General features: G+C 59.5%; 19 protein-coding genes. 4 read left to right on the top strand and 15 right to left on the bottom strand.

The genetic code is table 11. The annotated features are described in order from the left end of the window. Window positions 1–3 precede the first annotated feature (3 nt). From AB8B20_RS31285 to rfbB, 15 genes are all read right to left on the bottom strand, one after another. Window positions 4–495, bottom strand: a complete 492-nt coding sequence (locus tag AB8B20_RS31285; RefSeq protein WP_439090634.1) for a glycosyltransferase — start codon at window positions 493–495, stop codon at window positions 4–6. Window positions 496–533: 38 nt separating this feature from the next. Beyond that, a complete protein-coding gene (locus tag AB8B20_RS31280; RefSeq protein WP_439070958.1) occupies window positions 534–1,031 on the bottom strand; it encodes a UDP-N-acetylglucosamine--LPS N-acetylglucosamine transferase in 498 nt (165 codons plus the stop codon). A gap of 311 nt (window positions 1,032–1,342) precedes the next feature. Next, complete coding sequence (locus tag AB8B20_RS31275) at window positions 1,343–2,203, bottom strand: glycosyltransferase (RefSeq protein ID WP_439070957.1); 861 nt, start codon at window positions 2,201–2,203, stop codon at window positions 1,343–1,345. A gap of 106 nt (window positions 2,204–2,309) precedes the next feature. Continuing rightward, window positions 2,310–3,305 (bottom strand): NAD-dependent epimerase/dehydratase family protein, encoded by a 996-nt coding sequence (locus AB8B20_RS31270; protein WP_439072991.1) that lies wholly within the window; start codon window positions 3,303–3,305, stop codon window positions 2,310–2,312. Between the two features lie 76 nt (window positions 3,306–3,381). Next, a complete protein-coding gene (locus tag AB8B20_RS31265) occupies window positions 3,382–4,491 on the bottom strand; it encodes a DegT/DnrJ/EryC1/StrS family aminotransferase (protein WP_439070956.1) in 1,110 nt (369 codons plus the stop codon). A 143-nt stretch (window positions 4,492–4,634) separates the two neighbouring features. Next, entirely contained in the window at window positions 4,635–5,141 is a 507-nt protein-coding gene (locus tag AB8B20_RS31260) for an acyltransferase (RefSeq protein WP_439070955.1), read from the bottom strand. Window positions 5,142–5,178: 37 nt separating this feature from the next. After that, window positions 5,179–6,651 (bottom strand): oligosaccharide flippase family protein, encoded by a 1,473-nt coding sequence (locus tag AB8B20_RS31255; protein ID WP_439070954.1) that lies wholly within the window; start codon window positions 6,649–6,651, stop codon window positions 5,179–5,181. Window positions 6,652–6,677: 26 nt separating this feature from the next. Further along, window positions 6,678–7,766: a Gfo/Idh/MocA family protein gene (locus tag AB8B20_RS31250; RefSeq protein WP_439070953.1), complete on the bottom strand. Its 1,089-nt coding sequence runs from the start codon at window positions 7,764–7,766 to the stop codon at window positions 6,678–6,680. 237 nt (window positions 7,767–8,003) lie between these two features. Next, a complete protein-coding gene (locus AB8B20_RS31245) occupies window positions 8,004–9,182 on the bottom strand; it encodes a hypothetical protein (RefSeq protein WP_439070952.1) in 1,179 nt (392 codons plus the stop codon). A gap of 11 nt (window positions 9,183–9,193) precedes the next feature. After that, window positions 9,194–10,621, bottom strand: a complete 1,428-nt coding sequence (locus AB8B20_RS31240; RefSeq protein WP_439070951.1) for an HlyD family type I secretion periplasmic adaptor subunit — start codon at window positions 10,619–10,621, stop codon at window positions 9,194–9,196. A 2-nt stretch (window positions 10,622–10,623) separates the two neighbouring features. Then, complete coding sequence (locus AB8B20_RS31235) at window positions 10,624–12,843, bottom strand: peptidase domain-containing ABC transporter (protein WP_439070950.1); 2,220 nt, start codon at window positions 12,841–12,843, stop codon at window positions 10,624–10,626. Continuing rightward, window positions 12,821–13,159: a hypothetical protein gene (locus AB8B20_RS31230; protein ID WP_439070949.1), complete on the bottom strand. Its 339-nt coding sequence runs from the start codon at window positions 13,157–13,159 to the stop codon at window positions 12,821–12,823. The genes AB8B20_RS31235 and AB8B20_RS31230 overlap by 23 nt, the downstream gene beginning before the upstream one ends. A gap of 11 nt (window positions 13,160–13,170) precedes the next feature. Beyond that, a complete protein-coding gene (locus AB8B20_RS31225; protein ID WP_439070948.1) occupies window positions 13,171–15,840 on the bottom strand; it encodes a DUF4082 domain-containing protein in 2,670 nt (889 codons plus the stop codon). 586 nt (window positions 15,841–16,426) lie between these two features. Then, window positions 16,427–17,305, bottom strand: coding sequence for a glucose-1-phosphate thymidylyltransferase RfbA (rfbA, locus tag AB8B20_RS31220; protein WP_439072990.1), 879 nt, complete (start codon window positions 17,303–17,305; stop codon window positions 16,427–16,429). Between the two features lie 96 nt (window positions 17,306–17,401). Further along, complete coding sequence (gene rfbB, locus AB8B20_RS31215; protein ID WP_439070947.1) at window positions 17,402–18,454, bottom strand: dTDP-glucose 4,6-dehydratase; 1,053 nt, start codon at window positions 18,452–18,454, stop codon at window positions 17,402–17,404. A 334-nt stretch (window positions 18,455–18,788) separates the two neighbouring features. On the opposite strand from rfbB, the gene AB8B20_RS31210 reads away from it, so the two are divergent. The 4 genes from AB8B20_RS31210 to AB8B20_RS31195 all read left to right on the top strand — a co-directional run bounded on the left by AB8B20_RS31210 (window position 18,789) and on the right by AB8B20_RS31195 (window position 26,201). Next, window positions 18,789–21,083, top strand: coding sequence for a polysaccharide biosynthesis tyrosine autokinase (locus AB8B20_RS31210; protein WP_439070946.1), 2,295 nt, complete (start codon window positions 18,789–18,791; stop codon window positions 21,081–21,083). Window positions 21,084–21,330: 247 nt separating this feature from the next. Further along, the gene (locus AB8B20_RS31205) at window positions 21,331–22,467 is read left to right on the top strand and encodes a polysaccharide biosynthesis/export family protein (protein WP_439070945.1); all 1,137 of its coding nucleotides are present in this window, start codon (window positions 21,331–21,333) and stop codon (window positions 22,465–22,467) included. Between the two features lie 158 nt (window positions 22,468–22,625). Continuing rightward, window positions 22,626–24,620 carry a hypothetical protein gene (locus tag AB8B20_RS31200; RefSeq protein WP_439070944.1) on the top strand — a complete coding sequence of 665 codons (1,995 nt, stop codon included), beginning with the start codon at window positions 22,626–22,628 and terminating at the stop codon, window positions 24,618–24,620. Window positions 24,621–24,743: 123 nt separating this feature from the next. Then, window positions 24,744–26,201: an undecaprenyl-phosphate glucose phosphotransferase gene (locus AB8B20_RS31195; protein WP_439070943.1), complete on the top strand. Its 1,458-nt coding sequence runs from the start codon at window positions 24,744–24,746 to the stop codon at window positions 26,199–26,201. Window positions 26,202–26,229: the final 28 nt, after the last annotated feature.

Here is a 26,229-nt window from a genome sequence, read left to right as displayed (position 1 = left end):
ACGCTATTCGGCATTGCCATTTTCAGCAGGTTTATAGCTGATCCTGTCAGCAACGGCTCGCCCGCTGCCGATGAAACCGCGGATGGTGGAGATAAGGTGCGGCGATGCCGGCGATGTGAGCCGCTCTGTCTCGTTCAGCGCCTGCAGCCGGTCCAGCCTCTCAATCAGATCCTCCTCGGTGTAAGCAACCGTGATGGAGCCTTGGTCCGCGAAGCGCTTCGCCGTCGCCAGCTGGTGGTCGTTGCGATGCTCGCCAAGGCCGGCACGGCGCGGCATCACGATGATCCGCTTACCGAACTCGAGCGCGGTGATTATGGAGCCCATGCCGGCATGGGAGATCACGAGGCTCGCCGCCTCGACGCGCTCGCGGAATTCGGTAGCGTCGATGAATCGCTCTGTGCGGATATACTCGGAGCGATAATCCGATGGACCCGTCTGCGCGAAGACGTCAGTCCTGCCATTGGCGCCCGCCCACCCGTCGATCGTGCGGATCAAGCGGTCAAAATGTCCTTGTGTTCCAACCGTAGCAAAAATCATAGTACGGCTCCCGTGTAATGCGGTCCATCGGGGCGCGCCAAGTGGGGCCACTGGGTCAACCAGAGATCGGCGCTACGACCGATGCGGTCGCCTGACATTGAAAGCTTCTCGGCATTGGCGATGCTGTCGAGCCAGATGGTACGTGCGCCCAGCAGTCGGCCGAACCGCAACGCGAGATATCCGGGCGCCGCCCCCGTCGAGATGACGACATCGGGCCGGACCGTCCAGACTATCCAGGCCAGTCGGCGCGCAGCCCTGAGCAGATCGAGCTTGGTTCGAATATTCGCATCGTTCACCAGATAGAATTGATTGTCGGGCACCTGCGCCCGATACGATTCATGCACCGTGACGAATGTCACGTCGCAGTCGTCGAATGCGTGCTTGATGCGCATCATCTGGACCCAGTGGCCGCCGCCCGACGAGACGGCGAGCACCTTCGGACGAACGCCACGCAACGGCACGCTGATCTCCGGCACCGAATTTCCGTCAGACATCGGGTCTCGAAGCATCTCGGCCTCCTCAACGGCTGCACGCTGTGCAATCCCCGCCTGCGGGTTGGACCGGGCATAAAAACGCCCGCCGCAGCCGATTTAATTTAATGCGGTAAACATTAAATACATTGCATTTAAAATCAAGATCTTTTTTTATTTAATGCAACATTCAAATCGCATAATTTCCATCGCAACCGAGGTCCGGCGACCTTCCGCGCGTTGATGCGCAATGCGTAGGCGCCGTAATGGAGATGCGAACCTCAGCTGGCGCGAACGCCGACGGATCGCGCGATGCGAGCAGCGCACCCACCGATTTATTTGCAGGAGTCAGCCGATAGCGCGACGCGAGAGGACTCATCGCGTTGCCACAGATGCGCGCCGCTTTGCACGTGCCTGATCGCCCTGCGCCGGGCGAAAAAGTTGACGCAGCAATAGATCATCAGCCCCGGCCACAGGAGCGGCTCCCTGAACAGCGCAAGGAGCACACGGCCATTCGACTCGCCGCTATTTGTCAGCAGTTCCGGAAACAGCCGGGCGAGTTCGAGTGTCCCCCGATGAACACGCGTTCTGACTGCGATCAACTGCGGCAAGCCGCGCGGCGGAAAGATCGTGGACCGCGCGTCCGGTAGCGTAACCCGCTCCCCGGGCGTGAATTGAAGACGCACATAAGTGTCGTCCGCCGTGACGGCTGGAAATTCGCCGAAGCGACTGCGTCCCTGCTCCGACACCGCGTAGACGCCTGAGCCGCCGACTCCCTCGCGCGCTGATGGCAGCAGGGAGCGAATTTTGTAATATCTACGAACAAGCCAGGAACAACCGGAGAGATCGATATCTGCCGTCGGCGCCGCCGCCAACACATCACCTCGATCAAGGCGTCCGGCGAGGGTCCGCATCGTGTCGATGCTCATCACAACGTCGGCGTCGACATAGATCCGCGGAAAGCCGCGGGCCGCCCGGTCGCCCAGATTGAGCGCGTCGGTCTTGCTGGCTACGTCCGTTTCGAGGACCTTGACTGCCGCACCAAACTGCCGCGCCACCTCGGCCGTGTCATCCGTGCACCCGTTGCAGACGACGACGACATCGAACTCGCCGGATTCAGCAGCGGCGATCCATTGGCGCAGCGTCCGCCCGATGACCGAGCTCTCGTTGTGGGCGGGGACGACGATTGATATCATGGCTCGCCGCGTTCGGGTGCTTCAAGATGGCAGGCATGGGCCGCGCCCAATGTCCGATCCCGCGCTGGAAACGCGCGGGGCTTCAATGGAATCGGCGACGCCCGGATTACGACGCGGCCGCCACCTTCTCGCCGGCAGCGGCGATCGCTTCGCGTTCCACCCGCCACCAGTCCACGAGTTCGGCAAGACCCTTCTCGAGCCCGATGGTCGAACGGAAGCCGAGCAGCCGTTCCGTTTTTTCCGTCGACGCGAGGCGGCGCGGCACGGGATTGATGGAGCGCTCGGGCGCGAATTCCGGCTTCATACCGGGATGGCCCATGACGGAGGCCAGCGTCGAGGCGAGCTGTGCGAGGCTGGTCTCGGTGCCGCTCGCGACATTGAAGACCTCATCCGTGGCCTTCGACCTCGCGGCCAAGATGTTCGCGCGGGCGACATCTCTGGCATGAACAAAATCCATCGTCTGCTTGCCGTCGCCGAAGATGATCGGCGGTAGCCCGGCATCGAGCCGCTCCATCCAGCGGATCAGCACTTCAGTGTATCGGCCGTGGATATCCATCCGGTCTCCGTAGACGTTGAAGTAGCGGAACGCGACATAGTCGAGCCCGTACATGTCGTTGAAAGAGCGCAGCAACCCTTCATTGAACGCCTTGGCGGCGCCGTAGAGGGTGCGGTTTCCGTAGGAGTTCTGCTTTTCCGTGGTCGGAAACTCATCGGCCATGCCGTAGACCGAGGCGGTGGACGCGGCAATGACCTTCTCTACATCGTGCTTCACGCAGAGTTCGAGCAGGTCGAACGTGGAGTCGACCATGACCTCCTTTGCGAGACGCGGCTCGGCAGCGCAATGGGTGATGCGCAGCGCAGCCTGGTGGAATACGATGTCGGCAGCCTTGACCAGCGCGGCCATCAGTTTGCCGTCGCGGATGTCGCCCTGCACCATGCGCACAGGCCCGCGGTCGAACGCCTGCCGGAGGTTTTCCGGCCGGCCGCGGATCATATTGTCGAGCGCAACGATCTCGACGCAGCCCTCGTCGCACAACAGGTCGACGATGTGCGAGCCGATGAAGCCGGCCCCGCCGGTGACCAGAATGCGTTTACCCCTCAGATCAGCCAAGACACTCTCCTGTTGTTGGCGACGCCGAAAGCCGGCGCACCGATGAGCCGTTCCGCACCGACGAGACCTAGGCTGCCTCGACGAGCTGGACCTTCTCGAGTTGCGAGACGACCTCGGCCACCTGCTCCGGCTGCAGCTCCGCATAGATCGGCACAGAGAGGAAATGGTTGGCCAGGCGTTCGGTAATGGGGAGGTCGCCGCTGCGATAGCCGAGGCCTGCATAGGCGATCTGCAAGTGGACCGGCACGGGATAGTGGATGCCGACGCCGATGCCGGCTTCCTGCAAAGCGCTCAACGTCTCGTCGCGCCGCGGCAGACACAGCGCATAGACGTGATAGACGTGGCGGCTGTGGCTCGGTGGCTGCGGCCGGATGATGGAGAGACTCGCAAGCCGGCGGTCATAGTCGGCCGCCGCCGTTCGGCGACCTTCCGTCCATGCTTCGATATACTTCATCTTGACGTTCAGCACGGCGCCCTGGACGCCGTCCATGCGATAGTTGTAGCCGGCGACCACGTGGTTATATTTGGCTTCCTGGCCCCAGTCGCGCAGCAGCGCCACTTTCCGCGCCAGCTCCGGATTGTTGGTGACGACCGCACCACCTTCGCCGTAGGCGCCGAGGTTTTTGCCTGGATAGAAGCTGAAGCAGCCGAAGTCGCCGATCGAACCGGCGCGGCGCCCCTTGTACTCGGCTCCATGGGCCTGCGCGGCATCCTCAATCACAACAAGGTTATGGCGGCGTGCAATCTCCATGATTGGGTCCATGTCGGCCATGAGCCCATGCAGATGGACCGGCAGGATTGCCTTGGTGCGCGGCGTGATCGCCGCCTCGATCAAGGCCGGATCCATCGTCCAGGTGACGGGATCGACATCGACGAAGACCGGCTTGGCTCCGCTATAAAGCACGGCGGCGGTGGTGGCGACGAACGTCATCGACACAGTGATGACTTCATCGCCCGCGCCAACCCCGGCCGCGAGCAGCGCCAGATGCAGCGCCGAAGTGCCGCTATTCACCGCGAGGCAATGGCCGACGCTGCAATATTCGGCGAATCTCTGCTCGAAGGCCGTCACCTCCGGCCCGAGCACATATTGAGTGCTCTCGATCGCGCGGAGCACCGCGCCGTCGACTTCCGACTTGATCTGGCGATACTGAGCTTTCAAATCTAGAAATGGTACCAATGTCTTGATCCCTGCACCGCGGCGCCCTGTCCGGCCGCTCGATTAATATATTAAATTATAAAATAAAAATTAAATCAATATAATTTTAAAGAAAATAATACAGGCGAGATATTTAATTGGACCGACGGCAGGGTCGCGCCGCTTCACGCGGTGAGGCGGGCGCCGGCAATCACGGCTTCGGCCTTGGACGGCGGCAGGATGCGCGCCGGCACGCCCGCGACGACAGCTCCCGCCGGCACATCCTTCGTCACCACCGCGCCGGCGCCGACAATTGCACCCGCACCGATATTGATACCGCACAAGATGGTCGCGTTGGACCCGATCGAAGCGCCTTTGCCGACGCGCGTAGGCTCCACCGTCCAGTCGGCGGGCCCTTGCGGCAGGCCGTCCGCCGTGGTCGCGCGCGGATATTTGTCATTGGTGAACATCACACCGTGGCCGATGAACACTTCGTCCTCGACGGTGACCCCTTCGCAGATAAAACTGTGCGAGGACACCTTGCACCGGGACCCGATATGCGCACCGCCCTGGATTTCCACGAAGGTTCCGAGCTTGGTATCGTCGCCGACCGAGCAGCCATATAGATTGACAAGGTCCGGATGAAAAATCCGCACGTCGCGACCGAGCTGCACGTCTTTTGCGATAGGCATTCTGGCTCTCCGGTTCTCACGCGCTCAATTGAGCATCTTAAATTAACGGCCGCCGAAACCGCGGCCTCACCAAATCTACGACGCCGGAAAGGGCGTGATACAGGTGATTGAGCATGGGATGCCGCGTCAGTACAAGTCCCAACCACCAGCAGAGCGCGGCGCAGGACGATCCGGCAATGAGACCGACAATGGGCTTTGCAGTGCCGACCTCAATCAGCAACGCACAACAGGCGGCACCGAGAGCAGTCGACACGGTTACGACGGCGCTCTTCTGGAGCGCCTCGATGATCTTCCCTCCGTCGATGCCAAGTCGTTTCCGGATGAAGTAGATCGTGACGACGGCCTGAAACGGCAGCGTGAGCAGAGCAACCGCCGCGACCGCGTGGACGTTGAAGAATGCGGCAGCGAACAACAGGCACAACGACGGCGGAAGGGAAATCAACGACGAGACGAGAGCATCGCGTACGTGGCCCGCTGCGACAAGCACGGGGTAGCTGAGGCACGCCGCAAACATCGCGAGATTGGCGGTACAGAGAATACGCACCAGCGGAACAATCTCCAGCCAACTCGGCCCTAGCCAGATCTCGATTAAGGGATGCGCCATGATCGCAATGAACGTCAGGCATGGCCACTGCATCACCGATAGAAGCTGTATCGCCTCGAGATAGACGCCTTTAAGATCTGCCCCCGATTTTCGTTGGGCGGCGACGGCCGGCATGATGACAGGGGACAGGACCTGGATCACTAGGCGATCGAAGATCTGGGTCAGGTTGATTGCGCGGCTGTAAAGGCCGACCGCCGCGAAGTCGAGAAGCTTTGCCAGAAACAGCTGCGGGGCAAGGTTGTAGAGGACGTTGATAAGGCTAACGCCGCTCGAATAGACACCGAATCCAACGATGTCCCGATAGTCCGCCAATGACGGGCGAAACAGCCCAAAGTCGCGGTGCCAGGCAAGCAAAATTAGCGTCAGAGTCACACAGTTCGCGAATCCGCCCCAGATCGGCGCCATATAGCTGAACTTGAGCATGGCAAGCAGGATCGAGACGACGGCGCCCGCAACATTGGCGACGAGATTGCAGATCGCGAGCTTGCCGAACGTCAGATCGCGACGGAACAGAGCTGCGATCGTCCCCGAGAATGGCACGAACAGGAAGCTCAGTGCCGAGACCGACAGACCGTTCGCAAGGCTGTCCTGCCCCATGAATCGGGACAGCACGCCGGACAGGACGAAGAACAGCGCCCCGATCATGATCGAGATTGCGAAGATGATGGTGAACGCCGTGCGGATGTGCCTTCGCGACAGCTCTTGCTTTTGAATGAGGTAGTTCGCCCCGCCGAATTCCTGAAACGAAACCGACACCACGGTAGTCAGGGCACTGACCACCGCAAAGGTGCCGAATTCGGCCGGCGTCAGCAACCGCGATATGATCGCGGTCGTTATTACGAACAAGGAGACGCTTGCGTAACGTTCGACGGCGGAGAAGACGATCGACCGCTGTACCGCACTCATGTTCTTGCCACCCGACCGCTCGGCAATCAGCAACTCCCGACTGCAGACACCACCTCGAGAGCCAGCTTCTGCGAACCGGGGGCCGTGAGGGGCTGCGTCAGCCAGACCGGCCGGCCGTGATCCGCGATCGAGCGCGACGCGGCCTCCAGCACCTCGATAACGCGCAAGCCGGAGTAGCCGTCAGAGACAGGCGTTGCTCCCGTGCGCACGCATTCGATGAAATGCCCGACTTCCGTTTGCAGGGCTTCCTTGGTGGAGATGTTGGGCGCCCACATATCGCCGGCACGATAGCCAATCCTGAACTGGTGCGCGTTCTCGGGTGACGCATTCAGGGTAATGCCTTTGTCGTACAGCTTGATCTTTTCGGTCGGCTCGAGATCGTTATACACGATCATCTTCTTGTTGCCGCCGATGAACGTCTGACGCACCTTGATCGGCGAAAGCCAGTTTACGCTGATATGGGCGACGCATTTGCTCTCAAAGAACAGCGTGATGTGCGCCATGTTCTCCGGCGATCCGGCTACGTGGCACGACCCTGTCGCCGAGACCGCAACCGGGTTCTCGTTGAGAATATATTGGATGATCGAGATATCGTGAACCGCCAGATCCCAGATCACGTTGACGTCACTCTGAAACAGACCAAGGCTCGATCGCGTGCTGTCGTAGTAATAGACATCACCGAGCTCGCCCGCGGTGATCAGCTCGCGAATCTTCTGCACCGCCGGGGTGTAAAGGAAGGTGTGATCGACCATGAGCGTCAGACCTCGCCGATCAGCCTCGTCGATGAGATGACGGACTTCATCCGCGCTTGACGCAAGCGGCTTCTCCACCAAAACGTGCTTACCCGCCTTGAGTGCGGCGAGCGCCAACTCGTAATGCGTGCGCACCGGCGTGGCGATCGCGATCGCATCGATCTGGGGATCCTCAAGCAAGTCATCGTAACGGTCGGTCACCGCCACCCCGGGGTAGAGATGCCTGCTCGCCAAGAGCTTTGCCGGATCGCGATCGGCAATGCTGACGAGGTGGGCGGACGGGTTGCTGACGAAGTTGCGCACAAGGTTCGGCCCCCAGTAACCGTACCCAACGACGCCTATTCCGACGCGACTGTGTGTCATGCGATTATCAGCCCTCTATTTAATACAACTCATTATTATATACTCGACGTTTAATAGCAACAGCTTTTAAATATTTAATTTAACATTATTAGACGGGATTTGCGTCTGGACCAGCCGTCGTTATCCGCCGTACTCCGAGGGAGACAAGTCATGGTATTTCTCACTATGCTGACGCGCTGGACTCACGGCAGGATCCGAGAAAAACAAATGCGCTGGTAAAGGCCTGCAAGCCCGCCTTCAGCGTAATGCGCGGCTGAAGACCAGGTTCTGCGTCAATTGCGGAAGATCGCTTCGCTCGCCGAACGACCACAGGATCCACCCGAGCTCGTAGCTCCGACACTCCGCCCTGAGCGCTAGTTTGGCAGGCGATACCAACTGAGCATTGCGGCCGAGATAGGCATTGGCGACAGAGCGAAGCATGCCCCGACTCCTCGAATGCATCTCGCTCTGCCGCACCTGCGAACGATAGCTCATCTGCAGCGACGGCAACAACATCGATCGTCTAAGTTGGTTTTCGCCAAAAATCCAAATGAAGCCTCTGACCAATGCGTCACGCGCGCCTTCCACATTGTGACGCTCTGCAAACTCAAGCAACGCCGGCGCCATTCCATACTGATGCACGGAATACACCTCGTAGAAGTCCGCCACCTCACCCCGTTCTACGTCGAAGAGCCAAGGCCATTCGCCCTGACGTCCCTGCAGCTGGATCAATCGACGTACGCATGCATTGGCCAACTCAATGGCCTCGGAATCGCCGTCAAATTCACCGTAGCTGTAGCACGCTAATGCGAGAAATGTCTGCGCCGCAAACGACGCAAATCGCCGCCGATAGCCGGTCGCCGTGTCGCGAAAGAGGCCGGACTCCGTTGTATAGGATTCATTCAGGAAGTAGAACAATGGAGCAGCGTGATGGACAAGCTCAGTCCTCCCTTCCGCCGCTTGCGCAATGATCCCCGTAAGTAGCATCCCCAGGTCCTGCGCCGTGAAATCCGTCCATTTGCCACGATCTTCCAGCAACTGCCGGATGATCTTCGACGCACCGAATGGCATATCGAGTTTCAATCTGGCAGCGACCCACAAAGCCAGGCCAAACCCATATTTTGCCGTGGGTTGCTGTGTTAACCGGTCTACGTTGGTCCAGAACACTTCAGAGACGTCGATATAATGTGGGACGGCACGAATACGTGACATTCCGAGCAGCACATTCAGCGAATAGAAGGCATCACTGTGAGGAACGGACTCGTTGGGAGCTTCTCGTCCATCGAGATGATAGATATGCGACCATCGTTGCAAGTCCGGAAGCCAGCAATTGTCCAAGCCGCCCAGCGCATAGTTAATCAGTGGCGAATTCGCCGCGGTTCGGCTTTTTGCAATCCACTTGGCGGCCGACACGTCCTGACTACCCGGGTTGCTCATGAGTCTCTCGTTCAATATTCACGGATGCTCTCATCCAGACCGCGGAGAAGCGGATAAAGGAAATAGGACATCACACGACGGTGCCCGACTTTCAGCTCGGCGGTTACGGCCATGCCGGAGATGAGCTGCACCTGCCCCGACGGGGTTCGCAACTTGCTGTCGGTCACGTCCACCAGAACGCGGTAATAGGGAGCGGGATTGCGCCGCACCGCGTCGGTCTTCGCGTCCGGGCTGAACGCGTCCTCACTCACGACGCGCACCACGCCCGTTGCCGTTCCATATTTCTGGAAAGGAAATGCCTCGAATTTCAGACGAACTGGCTGTCCGACGGTAATCTGGCCGATATCGCGACCCTCGACATTGACTTCCACCTGCAACGGCACGTGTCGTGGCACGAGGACAAACAACGTCTCCGCCTCTTTGACCACCGACCCAACGGTGCGGTTCGCGAGTTCCAATACAACCGCGTCAGCCGGCGCCGACAGAACGATAAGGTGCCTGCGCAGCTCCGCCTTCTTCAGGTCTTCTGCCGCACCGCTACGCTTGGCCAGCGTCTCGACCAGTTCCTGATATGTTGCGCGCCGGAATTCCTCGATGAATACCTGTCGGTCAGCGCTGGCCTTCTCGATCTTGTGCGCGGTGTCGACCTGGTTACCCCGTGATTTGGATAGGTTGCTTTCCACCTCGAGACGCGCATCCCTCGAAAGCAGGAAGTTCAGTCTGGATCCGACTTCCTTGTCCATCAAGGTAGTGCGCATCGATTCGATGGACTTCATCGTTTCGAGGCGCTGGGCCAGCACCGTTTCGTCGTCCTGGCCGGTCTTCAAATTCGCACGAGCGCTGGCGATTTGCGCGTCGAAAGTCGTCAACTGAGCACGGTAGAACGAGTTGCGTTGCGCGAACAACTTGCCCTGCAAGATCGCATCAGGGTTATTCGGGTCGGATAGAGCGTAGTCGCGCCCTTCAAGTTCGGCCCTGAGACGTTCAGTCGTCGCATCGAATGCCGCGACTTTCACGCGCAGCTGATCCAAGTCAGCCTGGGAAAATGTAGGGTCTAGCGTCGCCAGCGGGTCGCCCTTCTTGACCACGTCGCCGGCGCGAACATGCATCTGCCGAATGACGGACGTTTCGAGCGGCTGGAGGACAAGATTCGGGTGGGTCGTCGTGAGCTTTCCCTGCGCCGAGACGATCGTCTCGACGTGAGACAGAGAAGCCCATAGGATCGCGGCGAATATTAATGCGACCACGCAGTACAGTGTCAACCGAGCGACGCTTGGCGGCGTGCTCCCTTCGATCTCCACCGCGTCGGATTGGAATTCACGGACGATGGCCGGCTGGCGCAGCCTTACAGTACCGGAACCGAGCCGCTTGCGCCGCTCGGAGTTGACTGAACTGCCCCCTCGCGTTACCGGCGAGTTCACGTGCTCATCGACGGTCATTGTCAGGCCGCTTTCATCTGCTGGTTCCACAAATGCCGGTAGATACTGCACTTTGCGATGAGCTTGTCGTGACGGTCGAAATCGACGACCCGCCCGCCCTCGATCACGAGGATGGTGTCCGCATCCGCCAGCATCGACAGCCTATGCGAGACGATGATGACCGTGCGTCCGGCAGCGATACGACGCAGATTGCGGCGAATGATCGTTTCGCTCTCCGAATCGAGGGCACTGGTCGCTTCATCGAGAATGAGGATGCGCGGATTGACGATCAGCGCGCGCGCGATGGCCAGCCGTTGTTTCTGGCCGCCGGACAGATTGGACGCGCCCTCTTCGAGCAGAGTGTCATAGCCCCGTGGCATTCGCTGGATGAATTCGTCCGCGCCGGCGAGCCGTGCCGCCTCAACGACTTCGGCGAAGGTCGCATCGTGTTTGACACGTGCGATATTCTCCCGGATGGTACCGCGAAATAGGAAGCTGTCCTGCAAGACAACACCGAGATTCTTTCGCAGATGAACAAGATCGACTTCGCGCAAATCATAACCGTCGATCCGCACCAATCCCTGCTGCACAGGGTACAGACCTGACATCAGACGCGTGAGAGTGGTTTTCCCGGAGCCGCTGCGCCCGACGATTCCGAAGACCTGACCCGGAGCGATGGAGAAGGACACGTCATCGAGAGCCGCGGCTCCTTCGGCGCCATACCGGAAAGAGACGCCTTCGAACTCGATGCTCCCCTTGATGTCAGGTCGCAAGCCGGTGCGAAGCGCTTCGCGTTCCGGAGCCTGGTTCATGACTTCGCCAAGCATTCGAACCGCAAGCGCAACCTCCTGATACTCGTGCACCATGGTCACCATCTGCACCAGCGGCCCCGACACACGACCGGCGAGCATATTGAAAGCAACCAGCGCACCGATGGTCAGTTCCCCGCTGAAGACATCCAGGGCGCCGAGGCCGATGATGCCGAGCGTCATCAACTTCTCTAGGAATCCTGTCACGGACTGCGCCCCGGCGGAAATCTTCTCGACATGGAATCGCATTGAAACAGACTGGGCGCAGCTGTCGTCCCAGACCTTGCGCTGCAGCGGCTCCATGGCGAGTGATTTGACCGTCCGCATGCCATGGACAGTCTCCACCAACAATGCCTGCCGCGTGCCTTCAGCCTGGTACAGGCTGAAGAGGCGACGCCGGAACGGCCCCATCAAAAGCACCACGATCGTGCCGCTCAGCACGGTGAACGCCAGCACAAGTCCCGTCAGCTTGAGGCTGTACATCGCCAGCACAGGAATGAAGACGAACAGCGAAAGCGCGTCCAATAGTGTAAGAAACAGCCGTCCGGTCAGGAATTCCCGGATACGGCTGGCCTGCTGCATATGTTTTACCAATACGCCCGCCGAGATGTGCTCGAAGAACGTCACCGGTAAACCCAGCAGATGGCCGAATGTCTTGGTGGCCACGCGGATATCGACCTTGTTGGTCGCATACAGCATGAGATATCGGCGCAGGAAGCTGAAGATCGCGTCGAAGACCAGCGCGGCGATAGCTCCGGCCGCGAGCACATATAGGGTTGTGAAACTCTCATGCACCAGCACCTTGTCGATGACGAGCTGGAAGAAGATGGGAACTACAAGGCCGAGTCCGTAGAGCAGAATGGCCGCGACAGCGACATCGACAAACAGGCGCCGCTCGCGCAAAAGCTCGGGGACGAACCAGCGGAATCCGAACGTCTTCTCGGACGCCGGGCCCGTCTGATCCCGCTTTATCAGCAGAACGTCACCATGCCAGTTGGCGCAAAACTGTTCCTCGTTCACGAGCAACGGCTCGTCGCTCCGGTCCGCGAGCGGATCGATGACGCTGACACGCGGACCTTCGCCGCCGCCACTGGCGCTTGCGACCACTACCCAATTGCCGTTCGCGAGCTGAACCATCGCAGGGAATGCCTCCCCGAGGTTCACCAGAGCCTGCCAGTCGACCTTCGCCGTTTTGGCCCTCAGCCCGGCTTGTTTGGCCATCCGCTGGATGGCCGGCACCGCTAGCGCGGTGCCATCGACCGCATGAGCATGACGCAAATGTTCGACAGACAGATCAACGCCATGCCGCGCGGCAACGAATTCCAGGCAGTGCAATGCCGTCTGGACCTCGATACGGTTCTCGATGGCCGGTTCAGCTTCGATCTCCCGAGCAAGCTGCTGAACTTCGTCGTTAGCGGAAATTTGATGAAGCATTTGGATTCCGTGACGCGTTCGAGACTGATGCGGTCATATCTGCGCTGCCGGGGCTCGACGTCGATCCGTCCGGCGGCGATCTCGGATTGTTGCGTTTCACGACACCCGCATCGACCAGCCCCTGGAGCGCGTTCTGCATGACCTCGACGGAGTTGGCGAATGCTTCGATCGGAAATATCAGTCGCTGGCGAAAGACTTTCTTGGGCGCATTGTTCGCGTCGCGCTCATTTGGCGAAAGACTGACAATATCGACGCGAACGATCGACCCGCCGACCGTGATTTCGTCAATTCCGTCGGTGTATATTTCGGCATGCATCGCAGTTCTCCCTAGCCCGTGAGATTCGCCTTGAACAGGACATCGACGCCGTAGCCGGTGGCGTTAAAACTAGCGGTCGGAAATAGGCTCGACGAGCCATAGGCAAAGAGGCCGTTGCCACTGCCCGGGGCGTTCGCAGGCGCAATCAGCAGGCCGTTGTCGTGCGAGCTGGCAAAGAAGCCTGGATCTGCGGAGTAGTTGCCGTCGGTGTGATACGAAGCAACATAGGTCACGCCCGCGGTCAAAGAGACCGGGGCAGCGAACATCACCTGTTGCCAGCCATCGGCTGTTTCATTGGCAAACGTGGCCGTTGCGAGAATATCGCCTGTCGCGCTCCACAGGTTCGCGACATGAGGACCGGTGTTGTCGACGCCCTTGAAGAAGCGCAATCCGACCACGTCGCCATTAACCGTGCTCTGGAATTTGAAGCCAAGCTCGACGGAATTTGTGTCGTTCGCTTTCATGACGGTCGGCGTCGCCCCGGCGTCGAAGACCGTGGCCGGTTGTGTCCCCGCCACCCAGAGCTTCACATCGGCTGTCGCCGAGACGCCGAGACTGTTGGTGACCGTGTAGGAGAATTCGGCGGCGCCGGAATAGCCCGACGCTGGGGTGAATATCACGGCCTGCGTAAGCGCATCATACGAGACCGCTCCGTTGACTGCATTTCCAGCTCCGGTGATCGACATCGGAAGACCATCCGGATTTCGATCATTTGCAAGAAGCAGCGAAGACGCAATGGATGTCGACCGCCCGCCGCCGACAGCCCCGATGGCGTCGTCGAGCGCCTCCGGCGCCGCCGGCGGCCTGCTGTAGATGACATCGACCCAATAATTATTGGCATTGTGGTTGTTGGTGGGAAACACGCTCGACGAGCCGTATGCGTAGACACTGCCGATCGCGGTCAGGTCTCCGCGCGTCACCGGATTTGCGAAATAGCCGGGATCAGCGGAGTACAGCCCTTCCGTGTGATACGAAGCGACATAATTAACGCCCGCGCGAACTGCGACCGGGCTCGAAAACGCGACCTGCTGCCAACCGCTTTCGGTCTCGCCACTGAAGGAGGCTGTCGCGAGCAACGTGCCGGAGGCGGCATCCCACAGATTCGCCGTATGAACACCGACATTGTCTGCGCCCTTGTAGAAGCGAAGACCCGCAATCACCCCATCCGACGCGCTGACAAATCTGACGCCGAGTTCGACCGAATTGGGATCGTTCACCCGATCCAATGCCGGCTGAGCACCGGTGTCGAAGAGCGTCTCATCCGGCACCACGAAAAGCGTAACGGTCGCTTGCGCGCTGCGGCCTTCGTCATCCCTGACGGTGTAGGAGAAGCTCGCATTTCCGCGATATCCCGTAGTTGCGACGAAGGCGATCGCCTGGCTCGCCGCGTCGTAGGTAACGGTCCCATGCTGGGCCGAAAAAACTGCATCCATCGAAAGCTGGAGTCCAGGCGCCACCTTGTCGTTTGCCAGCAAGGCAGTTACCTGGATCGTCCTCTTGCCGTTCAGAACCAGATAGCCTCCGTCATCTCCAGCGACAGGTCGAATAGTTATGTACTGGGCATCATGGGGAGCCGTGGGCACTGTTGCGGCTGCTTGTCTGACGGCGTGCGGCGACGCGCGCTCCACCGGCGGCGTCCCGAGCGACCCCACTGCATCGAGGGCTGTGAGGCGTTCATCTCTGAAACCGACAGATGGCGGCTGCGACGGTGCTGTGAGTTGATGGAAATGCTCCACCGTCCATTTCGCGATGGCCGTCTCCCCGCCGTGCCAGACGTCGGGCGGGGTACCGGATCCAACCCAGCGTCGATGCGCATCAGGGCTGCGGATATCCTGCCCTTGATTCTTCGGGATGCTGCCCGTCACCGAAGGCTCGTCGGATGTCGAGTCCTGCGAAGGATCGTCGCCCTTCGGGGCAAGATCAGCATGCGCTTGGCCTTCAAGACGATCGCCCGCCGCGCCGCCATCGGGGGCGTGCGAAGGCAGCGCCGCCATAGGTGACGAAACCAAGGAGAGGGCTAGGGCCGTCGTAAGGCCGAACGTCAGCGGGTCCATTTCGACCGCCGTGACATTCCTCGGTCGCACCCGAACGGCGGGGCCCGATGCGCGGGCTTCGGCCGAAATCGTCACACGGACAACGACGGTTTCGCCATGGAGTCCGACGGCGCGCAATTCGAACATGGAGACCGCGTGCGTGGCATGCGCGCACGGTAAAAATTGCAACGAAGCCAGATCCTTGACGTAAATGATGTCTCCGATACCTAGATATTCTTGCCGCGCGGCGACCCTCATCCGGCCACCGCTCGGCAGCAAGGTTACCTCAAGCGTTTCCTCTGGCCCCATGCCGACGAGGGCGCAATCAAGCAGCAGGACCGTACTTGCATTCCGCGGCACGTCGACCGTCAACGAATAGACGACAAACTCCGCGGCGCGAGTCGAACATTTAATTTTATCTGTGCCCGCCGCGCGCACTGACCCGCCTACCGGCGCGCAATAAATCTCATGTCCGGGGCACTGCAAAAATTCGAACGTTTCGCCGCACACGTTTGAATTACATGGCGAATTCACCTCGCCGCCATGTTGAGACGTGGTTTCCCGCAGTGAAAGCGCTGTCGATTCCGGCATGACAAAAGGCTTTGCGAGCTGAAGAAAAAACAAACTTCGATTTGAATAAATAATCAAAAATTAATTCCAACGTCAATCGAATAAATAAAAATTAAATGGAATGATTAATGGGCATTGTCGTCCCGGCAACGAAACGCGGCCCACGGCCAGCGGTGTTTAACGGAAACATGAGGTTTGTACCGCGCTCTATCTGCGCTGAGGATTAAGTTAGTTTTTTCCGCGCACGATACTCTCATAGGTGAAGCGGGCCTTTCTTCATCTCCTCGGGGCGGTTGATGGTGCGCAGGTCGACGATGACGGGCTGCTTCATCTCCTGCTTCACTTGCGCGAGGTCGAGTGCGAACGCAACTGCGTCGGATGAACGCCAAGGTCCTCGGCAGTCTGACCGTAGGACGCCCCGATCCTTGATCAGCTTGACCGCCTCAAGAACTTCGCGCCGATGGCGTTGCTGTCGGCAGTCGCGCCTTCGAGATCATTGCGACATTCGCAAGCGTCGAAAGAAGTATTCCTCGGAATGAAAAACGATCACATCCCCAAAATCACTTTTGATCCATGTCGGCGGGCCGATATGGTGAATTCGCTCTTTGACGGCCGAGCGGCAAATAATGGCCAATGGGTGAGTCCATTTCCAGAGTAAAGCGCATCACACCGGATCGACGGTATGAGCGAGGTCGCGCAAGTAGACTCCGTAACCACTCTTCTCCAGACCTTGCGCCAATTCCAGCAGCTGATTGCGCCGGATAAAACCCTGCCGGAAAGCGATCTCTTCGAGACAGGCCACCTTCATACCCTGCCGTGTCTCGAGTGTCTGAACAAAGCTGCCTGCTTCGATCAGCGACTGAAACGTGCCCGTATCCAGCCAAGCGAAGCCTCGCCCCATGCGTTCGACCTGAAGAGCGCCATTCGAGAGGTAGCGCATCTGCAGATCCGTGATCTCAAGCTCACCGCGCGCGGATGGCTTAACGTCAGCAGCGTAGCGGACGACTTCATTGTCGAAGAAATACAGACCCGTGACCGCCCAATTGGATTTCGGCGAGATAGGTTTCTCTTCAACCCTCACCGGTCGATCGTCCGCGTCAAAAGTGACCACGCCATATCGCTCGGGATCCCGTACATGATAGGCGAAGACTGTGGCTCCGCGCTCGCGGCCCGCCGCGCGCGCCAGCAGTTCCGGTAAGCCATGACCAAAGAAAATATTGTCGCCCAGAACGAGAGCTACCCTGTCCGATCCGATGAAATCTCGACCGATGATGAAGGCCTCCGCGAGGCCAGAGGGTTTCGGCTGTTCGGCATAGCTAAGCCGAATACCCCACTGGCTGCCGTCGCCCAATAGTCGCTCGAACTGACTGCGGTCCGCCGGCGTTGTGATGATGAGGATGTCCTTAATCCCCGCCAGCATCAGCGTCGACAGCGGATAATAAATCATCGGCTTGTCGTAGATCGGCAGGAGCTGCTTGCTCACGCCAAGCGTGATGGGATAGAGGCGCGTTCCGCTGCCGCCGGCCAGCACAATACCCTTCAGCACGTTCGGCTCCGTTCCTATGAGTCAGGCGTCAGTCGGTTCGCCGCGCGCAAGGCGCTCGGGCGTTTCTCGGGCGTTTCGCGGCGAAGACGAGCATCATGCGCTAAGCAGACCTAGCCGTTTGCCGTCATAGACGCCGGAGCGCAGCACGGCCCACCATGCGCTATTGCTCACGTACCACGCGACCGTCGCCAGCAGCCCCTCCTCAAAGGTCTTGCGCGGCTTCCAGCCAAGTTCGCGATGCGCCTTGCCGGCGTCGATGGCGTAGCGCAGGTCGTGACCCGGACGATCCTGCACGAAAGTAATGAGCGAGCTGGTCGGCAGCGCCGGCGCTGCGATCTCGTCATAGATTTCGCTGATGCGGTTAACGACGTCGAGATTGCTGCGCTCACTACTGCCACCGAAATTGTAGCTCTCGCCGGCCCGGCCGTGGGTCAGCAGGCGGATCAACCCCTCTGCGTGATCCTCCACGTAGAGCCAGTCACGGACATTCGCACCGGTGCCGTATACCGGCAGCGGTCGCCCTTCGATGGCGTTGAGGATCATCAGCGGAATCAGCTTTTCGGGAAACTGATAGGGCCCGTAATTGTTCGAGCAGTTTGAGACAATCACCGGCAGGCCGTAAGTCTTATACCAGGCGTGAGCGAGGTGGTCGGACCCAGCCTTGCTTGCCGAATAGGGCGAACTCGGCGCGTAGGGTGTTGTTTCGACGAACAGCCCTGTCTCGCCGAGAGATCCGTACACCTCGTCGGTGGAGACATGGATGAAGCGGAAATTCGCCTGACGCTCGCCTCGCAGCCCCGAGACATATTCGCGCGCGGCCTCAAGCAGAGTATAGGTGCCGACCACATTCGTCTGGATGAATTCCGACGGCCCCGCGATCGAGCGGTCGACATGGCTCTCTGCAGCGAGATGAATGACCGCGTCGGGCTGATAGCTCGCGAGCACCCGGTCGAGTCCGTGACGGTCACAGATGTCGAGGCGCTGGAATCTGTAGCAGGGGTGGCCCGCGACTGGGTCGAGCGACCGAAGATTGGACGCATAGGTCAGCTTGTCGATATTCATGACGTCGGCCCTGTGCTCCAGCACGAGCTGACGACATACGGCCGATCCGATAAATCCGGCACCGCCTGTTACCAATACACGCATGCAACGCCCCACTTTAAATTTAAGCGAAGATCTTAAAACGCACGAAACGTCCCGCAAAGCAGATATGTCAAACTATCTCGACAAATCAATCAGATAAGAGCGAGATAGAATTAACCAAGAGTCTTCGCGACATCCGAATTAAATTATAGATATTTAATTTTTGCAACCGCTTTCTTTATTCTAAATAATGATATTAAATATCGGCGGGATCGAATGCCGGTCGCTGAGGGCGAAACCGGTATATTCAATATGAACGCAGTTCTTCCTCTACACTTTGCAGGGGTTTGGTGGGCTTCCGATGCTTCAAAGCAACATTCTACAGACGGAACGGATAATGCCGCTGTTCGACGGCCCTCCCAGCGGAGACGGCGCCGGTGGCGGCGCCGCTGGCAAGTTGATCGAATTCGTTACAGGCGTGCTCAGACGCCAATACGCCGTCATCATCTTCTCCACGATCCTGACGGCCACAATTGCCGGCATCTATGTTAAGACGGCGATCCCCACCTACACCGGGCAGGTCAAGATCCTGCTCATCAACGAGAAGGCTCCGTTCTTCCAGCAGCAGTCGTTGCTGGCCGAGGCCAATATCGATTCCGTGCAGATCGAGACCCAGCTTCAGGTCCTGAAGTCCAAGGCCGTGGCGACGTCGGTCATACAGAAGCTGAAGCTCTATGACGATGCCGAGTTCAAGCCCTCTTCGGCCCGCATGCATGCTTTCTTCCGCAAGATGCGCAGCTGGCTATCCATGGCGCCGCTGGACGAGAACGCAGACAAGGCAGCCACGGCCGACCAACTCGCGCTCGCTTTCGGCGATCGCCTCTCCGCCACGCGAGTGGGTATGAGCAATGTGATCGAGCTAAGCTACAATGCCAGCACCGCCGTGCGGGCGGCCGAAATCGCCAACGCCGTGGCCGACACCTATATACTCGACCAGTTGAATGCGAAATTCGAGGCGAACAAGAACGCCACCGCCTGGCTGCAGGACCGGCTGCGCGAACTCGGCCAGCAGGCCCTGACCGCTGAACGCGCCGTCAACGCCTTCAAAGCGGAGAACAACATCGTCGTCAGCGACGGCAAGCTGATCGACGACCAACAGATCGCCGAACTCAACAGCCGGCTCGTCGCGGCCCGGGCCCTGACGTCGGACAGCGTGGCGCGGCTGAACCGGTTCGACGAGGTGATACACGCCATCTTACCGGACAGCCTGACCCTCACCGGGATCGATGCGCCGGGCTCGGAAGTGCTGGCCAGCGGCATCATCAATACGCTCCGCCAGCAATATCTCGATCTTGCGCGACGCGAAGCCGACTGGTCAGTGCGCTTCGGCAAGAGCCACCTCGCCGTCATCAACCTGCGTAACCGCATGCGCGACATCCGCACCTCGATCGTGGACGAAGTCCGCCGCCTCGCGGAGACCAGCCGCAGCGACTACGAAATTGCCAAGCAAAAGCAAAAGCAGATTGAAGACCAGCTCGCATCCGCCGTGTCGCGTTCGCGCGGCTCCAATTCCGCAGAGCTGACTATGCGCGAGCTCGAGACCAGCGCGAAGAGCTATCGCAACCTCTATGATAGCTTCTTGCAGCGCTATATGGGCTCGGTGCAACAGGAGTCGTTCCCGAGCGCTAACGCCCGCATCATCGCCTCGGCCTCGCCGCCGCCCAGTAAAAGCAAGCCGAAATCGTCACTCATCCTCGCTATGGGCCTTGCGGCCGGCGTCGGCCTCGGCGTCGGCCTTGGCCTGCTGCGAGACGTGATGGACCGTGTATTCCGTACCTCGGCGCAGCTGGAGGCCGCGCTGCGCCTGCCATGCCTGTCGCTGGTGCCCCTGCTCACGGACCTCTCTCCGCCCGCATCGGCGAGCGTGCCTGCGCCGCCCGGCAACGATAGCCGGATGATCTCGCGGCGCTCTGCGGCCTATTGGGCAGCGACGACGATGCCGCTCTCGCGCTTTGCCGAGTCCATTCGTGCCATCAAACTGGCGATCGACCTCAACCAGAGCCTCTCGGCGAACAAAATCGTCGGCATCACTTCGTCGCTGCCAAATGAGGGCAAATCGACGATCGCCGCCTCCCTAGCCCAGCTGATCGCCCATGCCGGCAAGCGCGTCATCGTGGTGGACTGCGACCTGCGGAACCCGTCTCTCTCCATGAACCTCGCGCCCACAGCCACCAGCGGCTTGATCGAGATCATCTCCGGCGCCAAGCAACTCGAGGAAGTCACTTGGCACGACAAGAGCACCGGGCTTAATTTGCTGCCCATCGCGAAGAAGGGCCCGCTATTTCACACCAGCGAGCTGCTTTCGGCAGAGCCGACCCGGGCGCTGTTCGACAAGCTCAGGACCAGCTACGATTATGTCATCGTTGACCTACCGCCGCTCGCTCCCATCGTCGACGTCCGGGCGACGACGATGCTGGTGGATTGTTTCGTGCTGGTGGTGGAATGGGGTCGCACCAAGATCGACGTGGTCCAGCATGCGCTGCACACGGCGCCGAATGTGAACGAGGCCATCCTCGGCGCGGTACTCAACAAGACCGACATGAACTTGCTGAATCGCTATGACAGTTATCACAGCGACTATTATAATACCGAGCACTACGGCCGGTACGGCTATGCCGATCAGGGTAGCTGAGGGGCGCTGTACGGGAATTCGCGTAATTTCATGTGGCCGGGGGGCAACACTGCGAATCTCTATTTAAAAGCGAACAATAACTTACTAGTTTGAATCGACCAGTAATGCGAGTCTACGCCCCGAGTAAGTCGCGTCGTTGGGGGCTCTCCTGAACATTTTTCGGAATCATCTGGCGATACTTTCGATCGCAATCCTTTCGTTGGTCGGCGGGGGCTGTTCTATCATGCCGGCCAGCGGACCACAGGGCATGGATATCAGGTCCGGCCGGAACGCCGAGCCCGATAGCCTTCCCTATGCGTTTGTGCGTCTGAACCCCGAAGTTGTTGAGATATTGGGACGATTCACCCCACGGTTGTCCACTGCCTTCGCTAACCGGGCGCCGCCCAGGGCTTTCCGCTTTGGCATCGGTGACATCGTCAGCGTGACGATTTTCGAGGCGGCCGCCGGCGGCTTGTTCATTCCTGCGGAGGCCGGCGTTCGGCCGGGCAACTTTGTAGTCATTCCGAATCAGGCCGTTGACGACGGCGGCAACATCACTGTTCCCTATGCCGGAGCGATTAGAGCGAGTGGGCGTACCACAGCTGAGGTGCAACGCACGATCGTCGATGCGCTGAAGAACCGCGCGATCGAACCGCAGGTCGTGGTGTCAGTGGTTGAGCAGCGAACGTCGCTGATCAGCGTCCTGGGCGACGTGAAAGCTTCGGGCCGTTTTCCGGCTAGCCCCTCGGGGGAGCGTATTGTCGACGTCATCGCCCGCGCAGGAGGTCCCGCCTCACAGGGATACGATATGTGGGTCACCTTGGAGCGCCAGGGTCATAGGGCGAGCGTCCCGTTCGGTGCGCTCGTCTACGAGCCTGCCAACAACATCTTTGTGCTCCCGGCCGACGTCGTCTATCTATACAACCAAGCGCAGACCTTCGTCGCTTTCGGCGCCGCTGGCAATCAGGGGCAGTTCAAGTTCGACGCATGGCGCATTTCGCTCGCGGAGGCGGTGGGCAAAGTCGGCGGCCTGACCGACAATCAGGCAGATCCGGGCTCGATATTCCTCTATCGGGGTGAAACCAAGGACGTCGCCCGCCAGATCGGCGTCGACGTCTCTCGTTTCGAGGGCCCCATCGTGCCCGTGATCTATTCAGCCAATCTTCGGGATCCCGGAGGGTATTTTCTTACGCAGTCGTTTGAGATTCGCAACAAGGACGTGATTTTCGTCTCGAACGCGGCTTCAGTCGAAACGACCAAGTTCTTGATCTTCCTGCGCACCATCATGGCGACCGCGAATGACCCGATCCTTTATGCGACCAACGGATACGCGCTGAAGGCTGCGATCAACGGCGGTGCATCGACGATTATCACCACGCCGACTCCGATCACCGTCGCACGCTAGTCAGGGTTTCTATCCAGATCATGGTTTTCAGTGCTTACCGAGCGGACCAATTGTCCGCCCGGATTTGCGCACGCCCATTATTTCGTATTATATACATTTAATTATTAAATAATATGGCGAGCAAACCCGCCGGTCTCATTTAGATTCACGGAGCGGGCATGAGTGCGACCGTTGTATTTCTCCTGTACTGCGGCCTGATCGTTTCCGTCCCGGCGCTGCTGTTTTTCGAGAACGTCGTCGCTGGCGGCATCGTCTCGATCGTCGCCGCGGTTTGCACTGTCATTGTTGCCGTCACAAACCTTTTTGGAGACCAACACAGACTGCCGCGCCTTGTAAGTCCCGTTATTCTGGTCGGGCTTGCCGGCGTCCTTTTTGTCATGCTCATTCAGATCGTGCCAATGCCGGGCGGCCCGCTGATGAATCCGATCTGGAGCAGCGCCGCCGCAGCCTTAGGAGAAAAGCCGGCCGGCTCTGTCACGATCGATACCGGGATGACCGTGCTGGCAATTTGCCGCCTGACCTGCATCTTCGCGATCGGCCTGCTCGCGGTTCTCATCGGGAAATATCGTCGGCGTGCCGAAATGCTCTTGTCGGTGCTGGCAGCGATCGCAACATTGGTGTCGCTGGTGCGGATCGCAAGTTCATTGTCACCGCCGGAAGCGTTTCATTTTCTTCCGCCGGCGGCGCAAAGCACCGCAGGGACCATCAGCATATTCGGTTTCGTTCTGACCGCTGCGGCGATCGTCCGGGGATATGAGCGATCGCGCTCAAGCCGATCGCAAAGCAGGAAGCTCAGCGCATCCGTCGCCATCGAGGTCGCAGCTGCACTCGCGGCATCGCTCATCAATCTAGCTTCGGTGGTGTCCAGCGGAGATCCCACCGCACTGTTTGCTGCCCTGTTTGGTGCGGGCCTCCTGCTGGCTGTCCTTGTTATTCGCAAAGGTCGTCTCGGTGCCTGGGGGCAAGCCGGAACCGCCGCCGTACTCGCGCTTGCGGTTGCAGCCTTCATTGCATTCATGCCTGGTCGCGCCGAAAATGAGCTGATTACCCGGATGACCGACGACGCCAGACCACTGGGCGTCGGCGCCGGAACGCTTACTGCGCTTGCGCCAATCTATGGTGACTGGCCAGCGATCCCTGCCCCGGACATTTCGGCTGCCGCGACGGTGACGATCGAAATGGGGCGACCGTTTCTGTGGTTGATGGTGCTTATCGCCGTAACATGGGCGGCCATCCTGCTGAGAGGCGCTCTGCAACGCGGCCGGGACTTCGTTTACTCCGCTGCAGGGGCCGGCTGTATCGCCGCGCTGCTCATCTCGGCATTGTCGACCGGAGGAGGATTCTCGCTTGCGTCATCAGTCATCCTGAGCGCCACGCTCGGGCTTGCCGTCGCCCAGAGCAAGGGCGAGACATCCTCGGCGCCCGCCGTCTCCGCACCGCGACAATCGTCCGCTGCAACGCCGGAACCCCGCTCGTTCAATTGGTGCCGTTATGGCGCAATGGCGGCGCTCGGACTGCTCCTGACAGCACATGGGGCCTGGATCCTGTTGCCCGAAGTTTCTCGCCCGGCCCAAATCGGCTTCCCTAGTGATCAGCGGCATGCCACCGTCGCACGACTAGATCAGGAGAGGGCAAACAGGTCTGCGGTCCTGGCGGCCGTGCGAGGTGACCTGTGGGCAGAGAGCGCATTCACGTATGCAAGCATGCTGTGGACCGACCAGGCTTTAGAGCTTGAGGAAAGCGGCGACCGAAGCGCCAGAGCCTTGGTGAGTCTGCTCAAGACTTTGCACTACGCGCCTCACCGCGGGGACGCGTGGCTGATGCTGGCTTCCACCTGCGAACGATTGAAGATGCAGGCCTGCAATGTCGGCGCGCTGCTAAAAATGTCGTACTACACAACACCCGATCAGGCCGGACTGCTGCCTTTGCGACTGGCACAGGCGCTACGCTCGAATGAAATCGCCGGAGACGATGAACTCGCTGACATGGTACGCCGCGACATCCGGTTCGTGCTCACGCGGTCGCCTGAGCTGCGTCCTGCCCTGATCGCTGCCTATCGATCGGCGTCCTCAGCGGGCAAGCGTCTGGTCGAGCAGGCCGTCACTCCGGTCGAGCCCGGTTATCTGACCGTTCTCCGCGCCAAGCTTACCTAAGCCCGCGCCGGAATGGCCCAAAACATTTAATTTTACGTCGATATATTTAATAAATTCCTTGCAAATTAACTCCTCTCGGAGAATTATATTTAATAGTTTAATTTATAATAATCGGCGGCAGTCATGCATACGTTGAGGCGACGCCTAGAGTTCCACGCTGCGTCCATTGGGGGGCTTACCAGCACTCCGCCCCGGGACAAAAAGTGGCCGGTTCAGTACGATTCAGTCGAGTTACTGGCGCTGCTGGCTGATATCGCGACGATCTTTGTCGCGAGCTTTGTTGCTGCATTAGCGCACATGCTTTTGCTCGGAACGCCGCAGGAAATTACGCGGCTGGCCGGCGTGGCCCTACCGACTTCGGTCGTGTTCGCTGCAGTTGCGAAATCCTTCAACATTTATCTGCCCAAGGCGCTGCTCGAACTGCAGACTCAAGTTCGCGCCGTCTGCGCAATCTGGCTTGGTGTGTTCGGGCTCCTCGTCGCCACCACCTTCACCCTGCAAATGAAAGGTGAAATCCCCTGGGATTTCGCACTCCTCTTTGGGGTCATCGGGCTGACAACCTTGATCGGCCAACGCGTGCTACTCCGCGACGCGTTGCGAAAGGGGATCGCAGAGCGGCGCTTCTCAGGCCGCAAGATTGTCCTGATCACCGACGAAGCTGGCTGCGACCTCGTCAACACGCTGAGCGATCTCGGCTTCTTTGTCGAGAAACACTTTAAAGTGCCCCTGTCTCGCTCGTCCCAACGTCGGCAGGAAGAGCTGATCGAAAAAATCATCGACCAGACCCGCGACGCCGAAATCCGCGAGATCTTCTTTGGCGTCAGCCCTGACCACTGGCTGCGTCTGAGGCGTGTCGTTGCGGCCCTCAGGGTGCTGCCACTGCGCGTTAGGCTGGTCCCAACGGGGGCTAGCTCGGACCTCTTCTACAGACCCTCCACGGAGCTCGGCAGCGCGCGTTGCGTCGAACTCCAGCATGTGCCGTTGTCACCGGCGAAGCTGTTCGCAAAGCGCACCTTGGATATATGCCTGTCAGCCACAGTGCTTGCGGCCCTGTCGCCTTTGCTTCTGATCGTCGCGATTGCCATCAAACTCGAATCTCGCGGTCCAGTCCTATTCAAGCAACAACGCTGCGGGTTTAACGGCCGTCGATTCACGATCTACAAATTTCGAACCATGTCGGTTCTTGAAGATGGGCCGACCATCGTCCAAGCGAAGGCCAAAGACACGCGACTTACGCGTCTCGGCGGATGGCTGCGCAGAACGAGTATCGACGAAATTCCGCAGCTTATCAATGTGCTCGAGGGCAGTATGTCCGTTGTGGGGCCACGACCTCATGCCATTGCCCACGACAATGAATTCGACAAGGCGATCCGCAACTATGCCTATCGGCGCAGAGTGAAACCCGGGCTGACCGGCCTCGCCCAGATCAAGGGCTTCCGTGGTCCAACGCCGACGGCCGCTTCGATCGAACGACGCGTGAAACAAGATCTGCACTATATCGACAATTGGAGCCTGGGCCTCGACCTTATGATCCTCCTGCAGACGCCGATCGAGCTGATCCGCGGGCGAAACGCCCTCTAAGGCCCAGGAGCTGCAGGACCGAACCGGC

The sequence above is a fragment of the Tardiphaga sp. 866_E4_N1_4 genome (assembly GCF_052076075.1).
In the GTDB taxonomy this organism is placed as follows: Bacteria; Pseudomonadota; Alphaproteobacteria; order Rhizobiales; family Xanthobacteraceae; genus Tardiphaga; species Tardiphaga robiniae.
This window is presented reverse-complemented; position numbering and strand designations above follow the sequence as displayed.

Coding starts and splice junctions, on each gene's coding strand:
- AB8B20_RS31280 (WP_439070958.1), bottom strand. CDS start 1,031: ATGTCTGACGGAAATTCGGTGCCGGAGATCAGCGTGCCGTTGCGTGGC.
- AB8B20_RS31275 (WP_439070957.1), bottom strand. CDS start 2,203: ATGATATCAATCGTCGTCCCCGCCCACAACGAGAGCTCGGTCATCGGG.
- AB8B20_RS31260 (WP_439070955.1), bottom strand. CDS start 5,141: ATGCCTATCGCAAAAGACGTGCAGCTCGGTCGCGACGTGCGGATTTTT.
- AB8B20_RS31255 (WP_439070954.1), bottom strand. CDS start 6,651: ATGAGTGCGGTACAGCGGTCGATCGTCTTCTCCGCCGTCGAACGTTAC.
- AB8B20_RS31250 (WP_439070953.1), bottom strand. CDS start 7,766: ATGACACACAGTCGCGTCGGAATAGGCGTCGTTGGGTACGGTTACTGG.
- AB8B20_RS31245 (WP_439070952.1), bottom strand. CDS start 9,182: ATGAGCAACCCGGGTAGTCAGGACGTGTCGGCCGCCAAGTGGATTGCA.
- AB8B20_RS31240 (WP_439070951.1), bottom strand. CDS start 10,621: ATGACCGTCGATGAGCACGTGAACTCGCCGGTAACGCGAGGGGGCAGT.
- AB8B20_RS31235 (WP_439070950.1), bottom strand. CDS start 12,843: ATGCTTCATCAAATTTCCGCTAACGACGAAGTTCAGCAGCTTGCTCGG.
- AB8B20_RS31230 (WP_439070949.1), bottom strand. CDS start 13,159: ATGCATGCCGAAATATACACCGACGGAATTGACGAAATCACGGTCGGC.
- rfbB (WP_439070947.1), bottom strand. CDS start 18,454: ATGCGTGTATTGGTAACAGGCGGTGCCGGATTTATCGGATCGGCCGTA.
- AB8B20_RS31210 (WP_439070946.1), top strand. CDS start 18,789: ATGCCGCTGTTCGACGGCCCTCCCAGCGGAGACGGCGCCGGTGGCGGC.
- AB8B20_RS31205 (WP_439070945.1), top strand. CDS start 21,331: ATGGATATCAGGTCCGGCCGGAACGCCGAGCCCGATAGCCTTCCCTAT.
- AB8B20_RS31200 (WP_439070944.1), top strand. CDS start 22,626: ATGAGTGCGACCGTTGTATTTCTCCTGTACTGCGGCCTGATCGTTTCC.
- AB8B20_RS31195 (WP_439070943.1), top strand. CDS start 24,744: ATGCATACGTTGAGGCGACGCCTAGAGTTCCACGCTGCGTCCATTGGG.